This window comes from Aquirufa sp. A-Brett2-15D (assembly GCF_054558735.1).
On the sequence record NZ_JBSKFT010000003.1, the window covers coordinates 345346 to 361980 of the forward strand.

The window sequence follows — 16635 nt, forward strand, 5'->3', positions numbered from 1 at the left end:
ATCTATTTTGCAATACACCTTACTGAATACCTGAAACTATACCAGTTGGCATTTTGGTATGCACCTTGAGTAGGCCAAAACCGTATTTCCTTTGCACTAAAGCTATCTAATCGATCCGTTGTCCAAAAAACAGTTTTAGTAGTGAGCACCGTGCCTGAAAAACCTCCTCCTTCAATTACCCCCGCTTGAGGGATTTTAAGAAAAGAAGCATAGGCTCCTGTAGCAATATTCGTTGCGGAAGAGCTATTCGTTACTAAGCCTGCAGCGATCATTCCATTTAACTCAGCGTTCCATTCTGAAGCAGTAGGCACTCTAAATCCATTTGGACAAGGATTGTTTACGCCCCCGTCTGTATTATTCCAAGGTTGTACATTCCAAACACCTCCTGTTTGGGAATTCCAATCTGCTTGTGATGTCCAAGGCTGAGAACTAATCGAATTGGTGCTTCTTGATGAAATGTCAGTTAATTTTGTAGAATTCTGTGGAGCTGTTCTTAGTTGACCTCCATCCGTAGCTCTTCCCCATTGGTATAAATCCCCATAGGAAGCTACATCATTCACACCTGTTGCAGCCTGGGTAGCTCCTAAATTTCTATCCATCCATACTTTTGCGGTGTAGGGGGAGGTCACTGTTACATACGACCAAGGCTTAGCTAGTAACTTTCCTGCATCGTCTACTCCAAAGCCATTATTAATCGCTCCCTCTTTACTTACAAGGGCGGTAGACCCTACTACCACAACCATTCTTCCGTCTGCAGCTCTTCCGCATTCGTAAATGGTAGTATTAGTTGAGGTGCTGCTACAAGATCCATTGGTTACCGTCACTTTATACACCCCGCTTGCTGTAGGAGTGTATGTATTCGATGTTGCACTTGGTATCACCACATCGTCCTTGTACCAAGCGTATGTCGTTGCCCCAGAAGGGATCGTTAAAGCAGTTTTATTCGTACAGCCGTCGCCATTTACGGTAATGGTTGGGACCGATCCTGTGATGGATGCCGTTATCGAATTAGAACTATAACCAGTAGATTTGGTAGCGAAAGCGTTGTAGTTTTGTTGGATTTCTGCCAAACTTAATGCCCTGTCATAAAAATAGGCAGCGGCAAATTTTCCATTGTAATACACGTTTTGATCACCAATATTTGCTCCAAAATTTAAGGCCCCGGTGAATGATGCATTGGGTGTAGTAGCATATGTGCCAATCAAGGTGCCGTTTACATAGGCTCTTGCTGTAGATATTCCATCCATAGTCATGGTAACTAATTTCCAGCCTGCTGTACCATAACTTACACCCGTATTGATCCATCCTGGTGAACCATACACTAACATATTCACATTACTGCCTACTTGATCATAGGCCGCATTTCCTATTCCTATTGCGTATCCACCACCAGCGGTACCATTTTTTATAAATGGCCCTTTTGTATTCAAATTAACATAGACCCATGCTTGCATCGTCACATTTGTAATAGACGTGCTAATTTGTGGAACGGATAAGTATTGATTCGTACCATTGGTAACGATACTTGCACTAACCGCATCATAGGTTGGGCTATTCATTAAGGTAGCATGATTGTTATTCCCACTCAAGTCATACCAGGTATTCCCACTACCCGAATAACTTCCGGGGTTGCTTGCATCCAAGTTTAATTTTAATCCATTGGATACAATGCTACTAGGATTAATCCCGGCATTCACCCAAACTTTAATCACATCATTATTACTTAAAGTAGTCGACGAATAGGTTGAAGAATTCGCGCCAGGAATACCAATTCCATTTTTGGTCCATTGATAGGTAGGACTTGATAAACCGGTTACAGTTGCCGTGAAGGTGATGTTGGTTCCTGCGCAGACTGCTCCAGATGCACTGGATGTGATGGTTACACTAGGTGCTAAAAAAATAGATTGGCTAGATTCTAAAGCAGCTTGTTCAGCCACACTTAGGGTTTTGGGAAACATCATCGTTTCGGAAATATTTCCAATAAACTGTCTCCCGCTAAAATTACCTCTAGAACCTACGTAAATTCTATCGGTGGTTCCATTAGCAATGGATTGTGCCGCTTTCGTGCCTTTTTGCGTACCATTTATATAGATAAAGGAGTTAGTAGTTATCCCTACAAAGCCAGTAACTATTTTCGGTTCAGTAGTAAGCTCATTTGAAAGTGCACCATTCCCTCCGGAAGCGTCTACCCAATACCCTTTAATGGTAGTGGTAGGGTCATAACACAATCCCCAACCTCCATTGTCCCCTGTTGAAAGTATGCCTGAAATATAATTGATACTGGCCACGTCTTGAGCGACAGCATTTATCGTCGCTAGTGTCTGAGCACTATAATTAACGGTTGCAGAAGAAGTTAGATAAGAGTTCGTGCCAGTAAAGTTTACGGTGGGTTGCCCATTCATTGTATTAATACTCCCAGCCGTTATGATTTTTGCATTTGGGCTACTTGATAATACATGAACTCCATTGCCACTTTGATCATACCAAATAGCTAAAGTAGCATCTGTTGTTCCCGAGATGATGGTACTTAACGCATTACCGCTTGCCGTTGAAACGGCTGCATTATAAGTACCTATTGGTGCAGATATTTTGGAACTTAAACTAAACTTAGTGGTGCTTACATCAGGATATACATCGTAAAAGGAGGCCCCTACTTTTATCCTAACCAATGGCCCTGTAAACCCGTTACTTAATTGTCTTAATGAATAGGCTACGGAAGCAGTGGTACTGTTTAATCCAGTAATTTTATCTAGGTAGTTTTGTGCATTACCAATATGGGTATAAAAAATAGCTACCAATAGAAGTAATGCACATTTTAATCTCATTTTAATCAATTCAATTTTCATCACAATTAATACGCATAATCAAATTGAATACGATCGCCAGCAACCAATGCATAGCTATTGTTATTCGCTGGAATGTAGGTTACCGTTGTTCCAGATGTCCACGTATAGGCAGAATTCTTGATTCTAGTTCCATTGATATACATGTATGGTTTACTCAATGGAGTTTGAACTGCACCTGTATTACTACTAGTCGTGGTGAATGTAAATGTGGTTTGTGCTGCAGTTGCAGTAAACTCATCACTGTTCATTCTTACCACACTTGCGACAGCACTTAAAATGCCATTCCCATCTATGCTTAAATTAGTTCCCACTTTGACACCACCCGAAACAGAAGCGCTTGCAGTAGGTAAAGTATAGTTTGTCGTGGATGGAATGTTTAAAGTATTGCCCGATAAGCTAGCTGCACCTGAACCTGTGGTAGTAAGTGTAAGTGGTGCTTGGTAATCCGTGCCAGCCACTGCTGCTACCATGGCAGTTGTTCCAGTTCCCTTAACTAATCCTGTCAAGGTAGCTGCACCTGTTCCTCCATTGGTAACCGCTAAAGTTCCAGTAACACCGGTTGCTAAATTTGTTGTTGATGAAGTAGCTGCAGTTCCGTACCCTTGGCCCACATTCCAGAAATAGTTGGTTCCATCATAGTAGAAGTTAATGATGTCTTTAGCTCCTGCCGCAGTGGATAAGGCAATGGTAGTGGTAGAGGTCGATCCTAATATTTTGTTAGCCGTAGAAGGCAGGTTTAAGGTTCTCCCCCCTGTAGCATCTTGTGTCACTACTAAGGTTCCATAAGAACCAGCAGGTAGGGTTCCTGAAAAATTTAACGTACGATTACCCACTAAAGTTACCCCTGCATTTAATCCTAAAGCAGGATTCCAAGAAATAGGGGACCCGTCTGCTAAAGTTTGAGGAGTTGATGCATAGATAGGAGCAGTCACAGCGCCACTCGTATTTACATTGGTTATGGCAGTATTTCCCAATTGAATGGTATTACTTGTACTCACTTTTGTATTATAACCAATCGCTGTTGCATTGCTTAATCCATCAACCGTAACGTCAGCTTGGTAACCTAAAGCAGTATTGTTGGAACCTGTGCTATTCGTAAGTAAAGACTGATTACCAAATCCAGAATTACCGCTTCCCGATGTATTCTCTCTCAAGGCAGCTGTTCCCATGGCTGTATTATAATTTCCACCTATGTTTTTGGGTAATACATATTCTCCAAATGCATTATTCTGTTGACCACCTTGATTAGCTGTAAGTGCTTGATGACCAAATGCGTTATTATAATTTCCTGTTGTATTAGAAGCTAGAACTGCATACCCATAGGCATAGTTATTAGACCTACTTGATGCCCCGCGCCCTACTGCTACTCCATTCGCAGTTAATTCATAAGCTCCTAAGTTCAAGGCGGCAGTTGCACCAGAATAAGGGACACCAGAAGAAGCAGGTGTTGTCCAAGTTAATGTGCCACCTGCAGTTGCAGTTAATACCTGATTCGCTGATCCATTTGTATTTGGATAAGTAATAGCTCCTAAAGTTAAGGTTCCTGAGGTTCTAACATTCGATATGGCAGTTGTAGGTGTACTCACACCATTGGGAGAAAGGGTAGAACCATCAGCTCCTAATTGAATGGTATTACTTGCTAAAACCCTAGCACCAAATCCGATGGCTGTCGCATTGGAAAAATTATTCGCATTTACTTCCGCTAACGAACCTAGTGCAGTATTGTTACTACCTATTGTATTAAGAACCAAAGTAAATCTACCTATAGCTGTATTATTGGATCCAGAGGTGTTATTTGGCAAAGAACTAAATCCTAGCGCCACGTTATTGGTTCCATCTACGTTAGCCCCGAGTGCCGAATATCCAACAGCGGTATTATTAGAACTTTTATTATTGTAAAGGGAAAAAGAGCCAACTCCTATATTTTTTTCTCCTGCTAAATTTTCAAGAAGTGAGCTAAATCCAATAGCTGTATTTTCGGTCCCATTTAGGTTTTTGAGAAGGGAATAAGCACCTGAAGCCGTATTATTATTACCCAAAGTATTGGAAGAAAGTGCCGCAAAACCTGAAGCTGTATTAGATGTACCTGTTGTATTGGCAGCAAGTGCCGCATAACCTGTACCTGTATTGTTAGTACCTGTTGTATTAGCAACCAATGAAGCACGACCGATGGCTGTGTTAGATTCCAAACCTAATCTACCTCGTCCCACTGTCAATCCATTCGCATATAAATCACTACTAAATAATTTTGTACCAGCAATAGTTTGTTCACCTGTCGACACGATACCCGGATTTGTTCCATCAGCCGGCGTTAAGGTTAATGAAGTTCCTGATATAGTTCCACCTGCAGCATAAGAAGAGGTATTGGTATAATTTAATGAATTAACCCCAGCTGTAATACCTACGGTACCAGCAGCAGTTAATCTACCCTTACTATCCACTGTAAAAGTGGGAATAGCAGTAGATGATCCATAAGATCCAGCTGTGACCGTTGTATTAGCAAGCGTTGTTAAGACAGTACCAGAGCCAGCTCCGGTAAGATCCCCAGTTAACGTAGTAGAGCCAGACGAAGTGGATGCCGCTGTTCCATATCCTTGGCCTATATTCCAATAGCAAATACTTCCATCGTAATAAAAGTTTAAGATATCTTTCGAATTAGCTGCAGTAGATAAGGCTACCGTAGAGGTAGAGGTTGATCCCAATACTCTATTCGTTTTTCCCGTAATGGAAGGCAAGGTAATAGTTCTATTTCCTGTGCCATCCTGAGTTAAAACAACCGTACCATAAGAACCTACTGGAGGAGCAGCGGTAAAGCTCAAAGTACTGTTTTGAGTTAACGTAATAGCTGCATTTAATCCTTGAGCTGGATTCCAGCTAATGGTCGATCCTGCATAGCTTAATGTTTTAGGAGCAGAGGCATACGTAAGCGATGTAACACTTGTTGCACTAATGGCACCTGAAGATACCGTTCCTGTAAAGGTAGGAGAGGCTAAAGGTGCTTTTAATGCAACGTTTGTATTAGTCGCATAGGCAGATAAATCTTGGTCCCCGGTATTGGTCCCTGTAATCGCCGCAAGTTTACTTTTCTCTACGGTGGTATAATCGTTTGTTGATAAAACTTTGCCAGTTACTTTATCCACTTTTGCATCTAATGCAGTTTGTGTTCTGGTTGAAATTATTTTATCCGCATCAGTGGTGTTTTGGACATTTTCTAATCCTAAGTCTGTTTTTGTTATGGAGACATTTCCACTATAGCCATTCACCGTTTGTACCGGCGCCGCTGGGGTTAATAATTGTATCCAGTTTGAAAGCACCGATGGGTTAGATGCTGCTAACACATAATTTTTATTTTCATCTGTTCTGATAACCACACTACCAATAACGGCGCTACTTAGACCTAACATAGCAGCCTCACTTCCTAATACTTTTACACTTGAAAATGAAACAGCAGGGATTTGATCTGTAGGTACTTTACCGGCCGCATCTAAACTAGCTACACCTCTAGCGGCTCCTACTTTATTTGCATCTAATTTTAAATTTAATGCAGCAGTTGCGTCAGCAGTACTTATTTTTGTTGCTAATGCAGTATTAACATCTGTGCTATTTGCTTTTAATGCTAAAGCCGCATTTGCATCGATGGTACTTATTTTTGTTGCTAATGCAGTATTAACATCTGTGCTATTAGCTTTTAAATCTAACGCTGTTTGCATTGCACTAGAAACCGGCTTGTTAATGTCTGAAGTGTTATTTACATTACTTAAACCTAAATCGGTTTGCGTTAAATTAACAGACCCAGTATAACCATTTACTGCTTGCACTGGCGCAGCTGGTGTTAATAATTCTATCCAGTTACCTAAAGTACTTGCAGGTAGTGCACTTAGTACATAGTTTTTATTTGCATCTGTTCTTACTGCAATACTACCCACCGTTGCGCTTGATAAAGCTGTCATTGCAGCATCGCTTCCTACCACATTAGTAGAGGATAAAGTAACCGGAGGTAATTGATTAGAAGGAATGATTCCTTGGGCATTTAAACTTGCTACACCATTAGCAACACCCTTTTGATTCGCATTTAATTTTAATGTTAATCCCGGTACTGTAGGGGCTTCCGCGGTTCCAGCTAGGTCTCCAGCTAATTGAATCTTACCTTTTGAAGTAGCGTTAGCATCCGCAATAGTAGCGCCTGCAACTTGTGCATCCACATATGTTTTTACCGATTTTACACTTGGATATTTCGTATCTGAAGCGGCATCGGTAGTCACATTAGTGCTTTTATTACCTGAGTTTTCTTTCAAAGCTAATCCCGGCACTGTAGGTGCTGCCGCTGTTCCTGCTAGATCCCCTGCTAATTGAATCTTTCCTTTTGTAGAGGCGTCTGCATCTGCGATTGTTGCGCCTGCAACCTGTGTATCCACATATGTTTTTACCGATTTTACACTTGGATATTTCGTATCTGAAGCGGCATCGGTAGTCACATTAGTGCTTTTATTAGCTGAGTTTTCTTTCAAAGCTAATCCCGGCACTGTAGGTGCTGCTGCTGTTCCTGCTAGATCCCCTGCTAATTGAATCTTTCCTTTTGTAGAGGCATCTGTATCTGCGATAGTTGCTGCTGCTACTTGAGTGACTACAAATGTTTTGATGGTACCTGTGTCTGCTTTCGCAGCAAGAGCGGCAGTCATATCTGTTGTATTTGCTTTCAAAGCTAATCCTGCATTTACATCCGCTGCATTCGCCTTTAAATCCAGTGCTGCTTGAGTCGCCGTTGAAACAGGCTTCGCTGCATCAGAGGTATTATTTACTTGATCTAGGCCTAAATTTAAACGGGCATCTACTACTGTTGTTGCTCCAGTTCCACCGCCTGCGATGCCTAAAACACCACCTAATTTACCGGCTGTTTCAGCGAATAAAGTGTATGGGCTATAAGTCAGTTTCTGTTCAGATACTTTCAAGTAAGACCCTCCTTGGTTAAAGCTGACATAGACCTGTAATGTCTTTTGGGAGCTATCCCAAACTAGGGAATTGAACGAAGCTGTGGACACAGATCCGATCATTAAGTTGACTAGACCGTAGGCATCAGTTCTTGTTTTTTGCACCTCTTCGAATTGCAAAGTGGAGCCATTGTAAATGCTGAATTTCATCCACACATCACCGTTTACAAAGGGTTGTCCGGAGATGTCTTGACCGGGTACTTCGATGGCGTTAGGATCGAGGATGACGGCTTGGTAGGAGAGACCCTTTTGGGAAAAACCTACGTAAGAAACGAGTACTAAAATCAGAGAGAACAGATACTTTTTCATAAAACAGATTATTTGCTAAGGCTAAGGCCGATACTGAATGTGGATGGAATGAAGTTTAATGTCGAGCTACCGAAGTTGTAGCTATCTAAGTGTTGGTATTTTGCAAACACACCCAGTTGTGGATTGATTTGCTTGCTTAATTCAAAGCTGTAGCCGTACATGGTGCGAATAGAATTGAACTGATCATCGCTGGATAAGTCTACGTAACGGTTTAATAAAAACTGGTTTCCATTGACCATCGTGGTGGCAGCGACATTCGCTTTCGCCACAAGCGCGATTCCCTTTCCTAACGAAAGTCGCGGACCTATACCAGCATGGATTCCGATGAAATCAGTGGCATAAGAGAAGGGAATGTTTTGCACATCACCTACATTATTGAACTGATTATAGTTAATCCCAAAATCCAATAGGAAGGATTTCGACACCGCGGATTCACGAGACAAGCTCATGTGCAAGCCTGAAGCAGGACGTAAGAAAGACGGATTCGATCCTGAAGAATTCGTGAAGACGAAGGAAGTAATATTTGAACCTACCGAGATCTTATAGCTCTGGGCGAACGACGACATGCTAACAAGTAGAAGGAGTATAATTCTTTTCATACGTTAATCTTTAATGAGTTGTTTAGTGATTACTTGGTTGTTAGTAACAAGACGTAATATGTATTTTCCTGTACGCAGGCGATCAAATTCAAGGAGCTGGACTTCGCTTAGATTCGCAGCGATTTCTCCGGACCAGACACGTAGTCCATCAATGGAATAGAGTTCGACAGTCGAAACAGAAGAACTAGCGCGCGAAAGTTTCAAGCGAAAAGAAGAAACGAATGGATTAGGGAAGGTCTGTAAAGTAATAAGCGAGACCGGCTCTACAGAACGACCCATTGCACGAGACGACGGCTGCAAAAACCCTTGACGCATCACGTATTTTCCAGCGGAACTAGTACCGGTAACCACCGACGACTGACCGATCGATTGCAGATAGGTCGAGCTACCTATGCCGGAGGACAGGGTGGAAATTTTCACCGGTGATTGAGCGAAGCCCACGTAGGAGAACAACAAAAGAAACGCGATTCTGAGAAACATTTTTTGTGTATTTGGGCACAAAAATTATCCTTAGAAATCGCTCTTTACCCCAAAGTTCAGTTTTAGTTGTTCATAAAAATAGTTTTTGAACAACAGAAGAAAATCGCCATAGTTCATTAATCACATTTTTGAACTAATATTATCCTGTCGTTCTAATGCGCCATGTTATGTTATACACTTCGCTTGTACTTGTCTTTATCGTATCACTTTTATTGTTGCTTAATCACTGGCATCAAAACAAAGGGATCATCTATTTAGTCTTGATCATCATCTCCTTTGGACTTGGTCAAACGATCTTACTCGTGCTGAATACCTCTCGGGATCCATTGGTATTAGCCACCTTAATTGCCCATATTGATCCGCTTAGAGCGCTGATGGGACCTTTCATTATTTACTATTTTAAGAGTATGGTGAAAGGGGAATTCGTATGGGATAAAACACTTTTTTTGTTGTCTATCCCTTTCCTCTTATGTGTCATTAACTTAATGCCTTATTTTGCAATCCCATTTGAAGATAAGGTAGCCTACTTTAGACTGGCGAGGGGGAACCGCCCACCTTTAGCCCACTTATTTCTCCCTGTATATTATCAACAATCTTTTACGATGTTCTATAATGTTGGATGTATCGTGTATGGCCTTCGGTATTTAAGCAAAGCGAAAGCGGGGAATGGGACCTACCTTAAAAAGAAAATTAGTGTGTTGATTAATCGGATTTTAGTGATCGTTCCTATCAATGTGATTCCTAATCTTTTGGTGCTTTTTTTATTGTCTTCGAAATCAGAACAGCTAGGGAAAGTTGACTTTACAAATCCCGATGTCTTTGGGAGTCAATTCTTATTTTTTCTAACGCTACTGCTTCCTCTAAGTTTCTTTGCAATTCCCAGTTGGCTATACAACGAGAGGGATCCCTTGTCTTTTTTGGAAAACATGGCACTTACATGGAAAAGGGTCGTGAATGATAAGGCCAAATTCTCGGAGGAAGACTCCTTCGAAAACTCAAGGGATTTTGAACGGATCATTTCCTATATAGAAATGGAGAAACCCTATGTCAAAACAACTTTTTCTTTGCACGATGTTTCCCAGGCACTAAACATCCCGCACAACCGGGTGGCCACCTGTTTTAACAAACAATTAAAGGTTTCCTTTCCTACCTATCGCAATAAGTTAAGAATTGAACACTCGACGGCCTTGTTACGATCAGGTACTCACCTAAATACCTCTATCGAAGGGATAGCGGAGATGTCTGGGTTTAAGAGCAAATCTATTTTCTACAAGACTTTTAAAGAGGCACACGGCACGACCCCCATTGATTGGATTAAAGAGAATTTGGAAATCTAAAGGTTCTAAAGATATGTTACATACCTCGCTCATTCTTGTAATTATTGTATCCTTTATTTTTTTGGTTAATCATTATGGCCAAAACAAAGGAGTCCTCTATTTACTATTTATCATCCTGGATAAAGCCTTGACGCAGTACGCTTTATTGGTACTAAATACGACCAATGACCCTACTACCTTTGCGTTAGTGTACCATATAGAACCACTGATTGTACTTCAAGGCCCCTTCTTTTTATACTACCTGAAGAGCATCATGAAGGGGTCCATTGTTTGGGATAAATACTTATTATTGTTCGCAATCCCCTCGCTGATTTTCCTAATTAATCTACTTCCTTATTACGCCTTGCCATTTCAAAGTAGGTTGGATTATTTTAATGAGTCTTTGGCAAACAAAGACATACATGGCTACCTGTTTCTCACGCTAAAACAACAGTATTTATTTATAGCCGTCTATAACACTTCCTTTATTTTGTATGGTATCCGATTTATCTATAGATTGAAAGCAGGGGGTGGCATATATATCAAGAAGAAAGTGAATATTTTAATTACTCGGATTTTTATTGTCACATTACTGACTGTTATTCCCGATTTAGTGGTACTGTTTTTATTGTCTATAGAATCAAACCAAACAGGGATGATTGACTTTTTAAATCCGGATGCAGTCAATAATAATTACCTCTATTTTAAATCGTTGGTATTGCCCATCAGTTTCTTTTTTGTGCCTAATTGGCTGTACAATGAAAAGGAGCCACTTTCATTTTTAGATAATGTAAGGGCTACCTGGGAAAAAGTGGTGAGCTCAAAAAAACATTTCTCTCAGGAAGACCCTTTGGAAAAATCATCAGATCTAGATCGCATCATTTCCTACATCGAAAACGATAAACCCTATGTCAAAACGGCCTTCTCCTTGCACGATATTTCACATGCACTCAACATCCCACATAACCGCGTAACGAACTGTTTTAATAAACAACTGAAGGTTCCGTTCCCTACCTATCGAAACAAGTTACGCATTGAACATGCAACAGCTTTGTTGCGTTCGGGGGCCCACTTAAATACTTCCATTGAAGGAATCGCTGAGCTTTCCGGCTTTAAGAGCAAATCCATCTTTTACAAGATCTTCAAGGAAGAACATGGGACGACACCTATTGAGTGGATAAAGGTGAATTTGTAGGATTGATACGAAACATCTTTGTTTGGCCATACCTCTAATTGTAGCTTTTTAGAAAGATCTAATTGCAACATAAGTGAAATCGCTACCCTGCGTCCTTTCATAACCATGACTATCTAAAGAACCTCCTTCTATATAATAGCAAGCATACGAATTATTACTATTTTGAGTTGATGTTAGATAATGACCCCAGGCGTACTTATTATTTGAACTTAATTTATTTCTCCAATAATAAGAGTCTCCAGTACTTGCATCGTTTGTATATAGATTTGTTAATACTCCTCCAATAATAACTTGTTTTGTATATATAAACGAACGAAACAATTCAAGTTCTTTTTGTGAAGGGACATACCAATCGTTGTAAATACCTATTTGAGTTTCATTAACATATCTGAATAAATAGGTACTTGCTGTACCTTGATTTGCAATAATGGCTGCAGTATTACTTTTTCCAACAAGTGTCCCTGTATTTTGTGCACCCAAGATAGCATTTCCGTTTATTGCAATTTTGGTCCATGTACCAGTAGCATTAACTCTTGGATTTGTTTCGGCTGCTATTAAACCATGTTGAACATTTGCATCATATCCATTATCTCCTGATTTTAATAGATAATAAACAATTCCACCTCTATAACTATCACCAACAGCAATAGGAGGCGCAGGTGTATTAAAATTTATACTTATTCCTTCAGTAGTTCCAGCTGTATTAGTAGCATAAGCTTTTGCATAATAAGTAGTTAATGCAGTTAATCCTGAAATAGTAGTTGTATAGGTTCCGGCTGTTGCATTCGCATTTATTGACGTGGTAGAATAAGTTCCAAAATTGACGTCAGTACTATATCGAATTCCTATTTCAGTTGTTGCACCTCCAGTTGAACTTAAAACACCCCCAAGTATTGCCGTGTAACTTGTAATCGTTGAACTTATTGTTGATGTTAATGTTGCCGTAGTTGGTGTTGCAAAAGATTCTTCTGGTCCATAAACTGTCCCCACACTATTTGTTGCAAATGCTCTAACATAATAAGTGGTTGCGACACTTAACCCTGTTAAACTACTTGTAAAAGTTCCAGTACCTGTTCCTGTAGTTACACTATAAGTTGAAGCGCCTGTACTTGTGCCCCAAACTAAACCTCTTTCTATTACACTAGCACCACCATCTGCTGAAATCGTTCCACCACTTGTTGCTGTAGTTCCTGTTATAGATGTTACTGTAGCAGTTGCTGAAACAGTAGGTGTTGTTATTGTTGTAAACGTAATATCAGGTCCATAAGTAGTTCCTAAATAGTTGGTTGCATAAGCACGAACATGATAAGATGTTCCTTGTGTCAATCCAGTGATTGAACTAGTGAATGTTCCTGTTATAGTGCCGTCATTTGTTTTTGTTGATAGTGCTATAGTTGGATTCAAACTTGCATCCCAAACTAAACCACTTGTGGTAATAGTAGCACCACCAGTACTACTAATGGTTCCGCCACCTGTAGCCGATGTAGTAGTAACTGATGTTGGTGTTGCAGTAACTGATATTGTTGCAGTTGTTTGTGTTGTGAAACTTGTTTCAGCACCATAACCTGTTCCTTGAACATTCGTTGCAAATGAACGAACATAATAGGTCGTTCCTTGTGCAAGTCCTGTCAGTATACTTGTAAATGTTCCCCCACCTGAGCCCACTGTTACACTAAATGTAGATGATCCTGTTGTAGTACCATATACTAAACCTCTTGCACTTACTTGTGTTGCACCTTCGTCTGTTACATTACCGCCAAGAATTGCTAATGATGAAGTTATTCCTGATGCTGCTGTAGTTGCAGCTAAAACAGGATTATTGATAGCAACTGGAATTAAGGTTGTTGTTCTAACGGCTCTTACTTGGAATGTCCAAGCTTTAGAATCTGGTAAATAGCTTCCAGTTCCGAAATTTTGACCATTTGCAACAGAAGAGTTTGCTTCAGTTGATGCCCAATAAACTGATACAGGATGACTATTATTCGTATTAAATGAACCAATTACTACCCTATTTATATACAATTTATTTAATTCATCCCTGCTCGGCAAATACCAATCATAAAATCCGCCACCTCTATAATCTCTAGCAGTTTTTGCTGCATAAGTTCCTGTATTAGTATACAAACTAATTATAGCATCTGTATTTGCAGAACCAGCGCCTAATATTTCATAGCTAGCCCCTGATAAATTAACTTCTGTTGATAAATTAGAACTATTTGACCAATTAACACGACCACCTGAGGTTTGATCAGAAGTTGCAGAAATTAAAACTGGTGTATTAATAGACGAATATCCAGGATCACCACTTTGATATATATAAGCAATAATACCTCCTCCATAAGCATCACCAACTATATTTAAAGTTGTAGAAGGTGATGAAGTCGTAAAGCTTTGCGCAGCACCGTAACTCGTTCCAATCGCATTCGTAGCATAGGCTCTCACATAATAAGTAGTACCTGCCGTTAAACCAGTGATACTACTTGTATATGTTCCACTTGCAGTACCATCGGTTGTTTTACTATTAGATGTAGTTGGTGTAGCTGTTGTGCTCCAACAAATACCTGATGCTGTAATTGTAGATCCTCCATTGGATGTGATAGTTCCACCCGCACTTGCAGCATACTTTGTAATACTACTAGCTGCAGTGGTTGTAAGTGTTGGAGCTATAGCTAGTGAAGTAAAGCTTATTTCTGAACCATAAACGGTACCCACACTATTGGTTGCAAACGACCTCACATAATAGGTGGTGGCTGGTAATAATCCTGTTAAGTTACTTGCGAATATACCCGTCCCTGATCCCGATGTTACACTGTAAGTAGACGAACCTGCACTTGTTCCATAAACAATACCACTTGCTGTTACTGCTGATCCACCATCAGATGTGATTGTTCCGCCACTAGTTGCAGATGAGGATGATATAGATGATGCTGCAGTAGTTGCTGAAATGGTTGCAGTATTTAATGTCGTAAAGCTTGTTTGTGCTCCATAACTTGTTCCCACGTTATTGGTCGCATAAGAACGAACATAGTACAATGTACCTACCGTTAATCCAGTGATGGAACTGCTATAAATTCCGTTAGCTGTACCATCGGTTGTTTTAGTTGATAACGCAATGGTAGGAGTAGAAGTAGTAGACCAAACAAGTCCACTCACTGTTACTGTCGCTCCTCCATTATAGGTAATATTTCCACCACTGGTGGCTGATGTTGAACCAATAGTGCTTGCTGCTGTTGTAGAGGCTAAAGTCGCCACCGCTTGTGCCGAATTGACAGTAATCTCAGGACCATATTTTGTCCCTACGCTATTGGTCGCATAAGCTCTCACATAATAAGTAACTCCTGAAGTTAAGCCTGTTAATGAACTCGAAAAGGTTCCAATTCCTGTTCCATCCGATGTTTTTGTAGAAAGAGATGTGGTCGGATTTATACTAGTATTCCAAACAACACCACGTGTAGTTACGAACGCACCCCCATCTGAATCAATGGATCCACCACTCGTTAATGCACTCGAAGTAATAGCGGTTGCAGCCGAAGTGGCACTCACCTTAGGCAAAGCAAATTGCGCATTCGCCCCCACCATGTTCACAAAGTTTGTCCCATTATAGACTTGTAATTCTCCGTTTGTTCCGCAATCAGAACACCACAAAATAAGACCAGCTTCGGGAGAAGTGATGGCTGATTTTTGGGAAAAAGTTAATCGCGGTAAAAGCAAACCTTTCGATGTGGAGGTGATGTCTAATACTGCTGCAGAAGAAGGATTAGCAGTTCCGATGGCTACCGTTCCTGTAAATACTGGTGAGGCAATCGGAGCTTTTAATAAGATGGCATTTGTATTAGCTGTGATGCTAGCGGTATTTGCTGCTACGTTATTTGTTAAGACTAATTCAGCCGCTCTAGCGGTAGTTGCCTCTGTTGTAATGGCTGTTCCATTAGTGGTTATGCTTACCGTATTAGCATTTACAACAGTTGTTAATGTAACTAAATCAGCGGCGTTAGCCTTTAAAACTAAACCAGGTATGGTAGGCGCTGCCGCTGTTCCGGCTAAATCACCGGCTAACTGAATTTTACCTTTCGTGTTTGCGTCCGCGTCTACGATGGTAGCCGCTGCGACTTTGGTTAATACGTAAGCGGTATCAGCTTTAGCAGAGAGCGCTAAGGTTACATCAGCGGTGTTTGCTTTTAATGCCAAAGCTGCGGTCGAAATAGTTGTTGTAGATGATGACTGGTTAGAGGAGGTAAAGTTGCTTGAAACTATTTTTGAATCTACATACGCTTTAATATCTTCAGTATCCGCTTTCGCCACTAAGGCTGCCGTTATATCCGCCAAATTCGCCTTCAATTCCAATGCCGCTTGAGTCGCCGTTGAAACAGGCTTCGCTGCATCAGAGGTATTATTCACTTGATCTAGCCCTAAATTTAAACGTGCATCTGCTACTGTTGTTGCTCCAGTTCCTCCGCCTGCGATGCCTAAAACACCACCTAATTTTCCAGCTGTTTCAGCGAATAAAGTGTAGGGACTATAGGAAAGTTTCTGTTCAGATACTTTCAAGTAAGACCCACCTTGGTTAAAGCTAACATGAACCTGTAACGTTTTTTGGGAGCTGTCCCAAACTAGGGAATTGAACGAAGCTGTGGACACAGATCCGATCATTAAGTTGACTAGACCGTAGGCATCAGTTCTCGTTTTATGCACCTCTTCGAATTGCAAAGTGGAACCATTGTAGATGCTGAATTTCATCCACACATCGCCGTTTACAAAGGGTTGTCCGGAGATGTCTTGACCGGGTACTTCGATGGCGTTAGGATCGAGAATTACGGCTTGATAGGAGAGGCCCTTTTGGGAAATACCTACGTAAGAGACTAATAGAAAAATGATAGAGAACAGATACTTTTTCATAAAACA

The 16635-nt window shown here is 40.7% G+C and carries 7 protein-coding genes; 2 read left to right on the plus strand and 5 right to left on the minus strand.

The features are described 5' to 3' along the window. Positions 1 to 2: 2 nt before the first annotated feature. From ACST14_RS09580 to ACST14_RS09595, 4 genes are read right to left on the minus strand one after another with little or no spacing between them, the layout of a single operon-like run. A complete protein-coding gene (locus ACST14_RS09580) occupies positions 3 to 2825 on the minus strand; it encodes a LamG-like jellyroll fold domain-containing protein (protein ID WP_459462975.1) in 2823 nt (940 codons plus the stop codon). 26 nt (positions 2826 to 2851) lie between these two features. Further along, entirely contained in the window at positions 2852 to 8143 is a 5292-nt protein-coding gene (locus ACST14_RS09585; RefSeq protein ID WP_459462977.1) for a beta strand repeat-containing protein, read from the minus strand. Between the two features lie 8 nt (positions 8144 to 8151). Further along, positions 8152 to 8742, minus strand: a complete 591-nt coding sequence (locus ACST14_RS09590) for a hypothetical protein (RefSeq protein WP_459462979.1) — start codon at positions 8740 to 8742, stop codon at positions 8152 to 8154. 3 nt (positions 8743 to 8745) lie between these two features. Beyond that, positions 8746 to 9222, minus strand: a complete 477-nt coding sequence (locus ACST14_RS09595; protein ID WP_459462981.1) for a T9SS type A sorting domain-containing protein — start codon at positions 9220 to 9222, stop codon at positions 8746 to 8748. Positions 9223 to 9389: 167 nt separating this feature from the next. Here ACST14_RS09595 and ACST14_RS09600 point away from each other — a divergent pair, with 167 nt between their 5' ends. Then, positions 9390 to 10559, plus strand: coding sequence for a helix-turn-helix domain-containing protein (locus ACST14_RS09600; RefSeq protein WP_459462983.1), 1170 nt, complete (start codon positions 9390 to 9392; stop codon positions 10557 to 10559). 13 nt (positions 10560 to 10572) lie between these two features. Then, the gene (locus ACST14_RS09605) at positions 10573 to 11733 is read left to right on the plus strand and encodes a helix-turn-helix domain-containing protein (RefSeq protein ID WP_459462985.1); all 1161 of its coding nucleotides are present in this window, start codon (positions 10573 to 10575) and stop codon (positions 11731 to 11733) included. A gap of 48 nt (positions 11734 to 11781) precedes the next feature. Here the strand turns inward: ACST14_RS09605 and ACST14_RS09610 are convergent, their stop codons facing one another. Further along, positions 11782 to 16629, minus strand: a complete 4848-nt coding sequence (locus ACST14_RS09610) for a beta strand repeat-containing protein (protein WP_459462988.1) — start codon at positions 16627 to 16629, stop codon at positions 11782 to 11784. Positions 16630 to 16635 lie beyond the last annotated feature (6 nt).

Excerpts from the sequence above, each read along its gene's own strand:
- ACST14_RS09580 (WP_459462975.1), bottom strand. The coding sequence starts at position 2,825 with ATGAGATTAAAATGTGCATTACTTCTATTGGTAGCTATTTTTTATACC.
- ACST14_RS09585 (WP_459462977.1), bottom strand. The coding sequence starts at position 8,143 with ATGAAAAAGTATCTGTTCTCTCTGATTTTAGTACTCGTTTCTTACGTA.
- ACST14_RS09590 (WP_459462979.1), bottom strand. The coding sequence starts at position 8,742 with ATGAAAAGAATTATACTCCTTCTACTTGTTAGCATGTCGTCGTTCGCC.
- ACST14_RS09595 (WP_459462981.1), bottom strand. The coding sequence starts at position 9,222 with ATGTTTCTCAGAATCGCGTTTCTTTTGTTGTTCTCCTACGTGGGCTTC.
- ACST14_RS09600 (WP_459462983.1), top strand. The coding sequence starts at position 9,390 with ATGTTATACACTTCGCTTGTACTTGTCTTTATCGTATCACTTTTATTG.
- ACST14_RS09605 (WP_459462985.1), top strand. The coding sequence starts at position 10,573 with ATGTTACATACCTCGCTCATTCTTGTAATTATTGTATCCTTTATTTTT.
- ACST14_RS09610 (WP_459462988.1), bottom strand. The coding sequence starts at position 16,629 with ATGAAAAAGTATCTGTTCTCTATCATTTTTCTATTAGTCTCTTACGTA.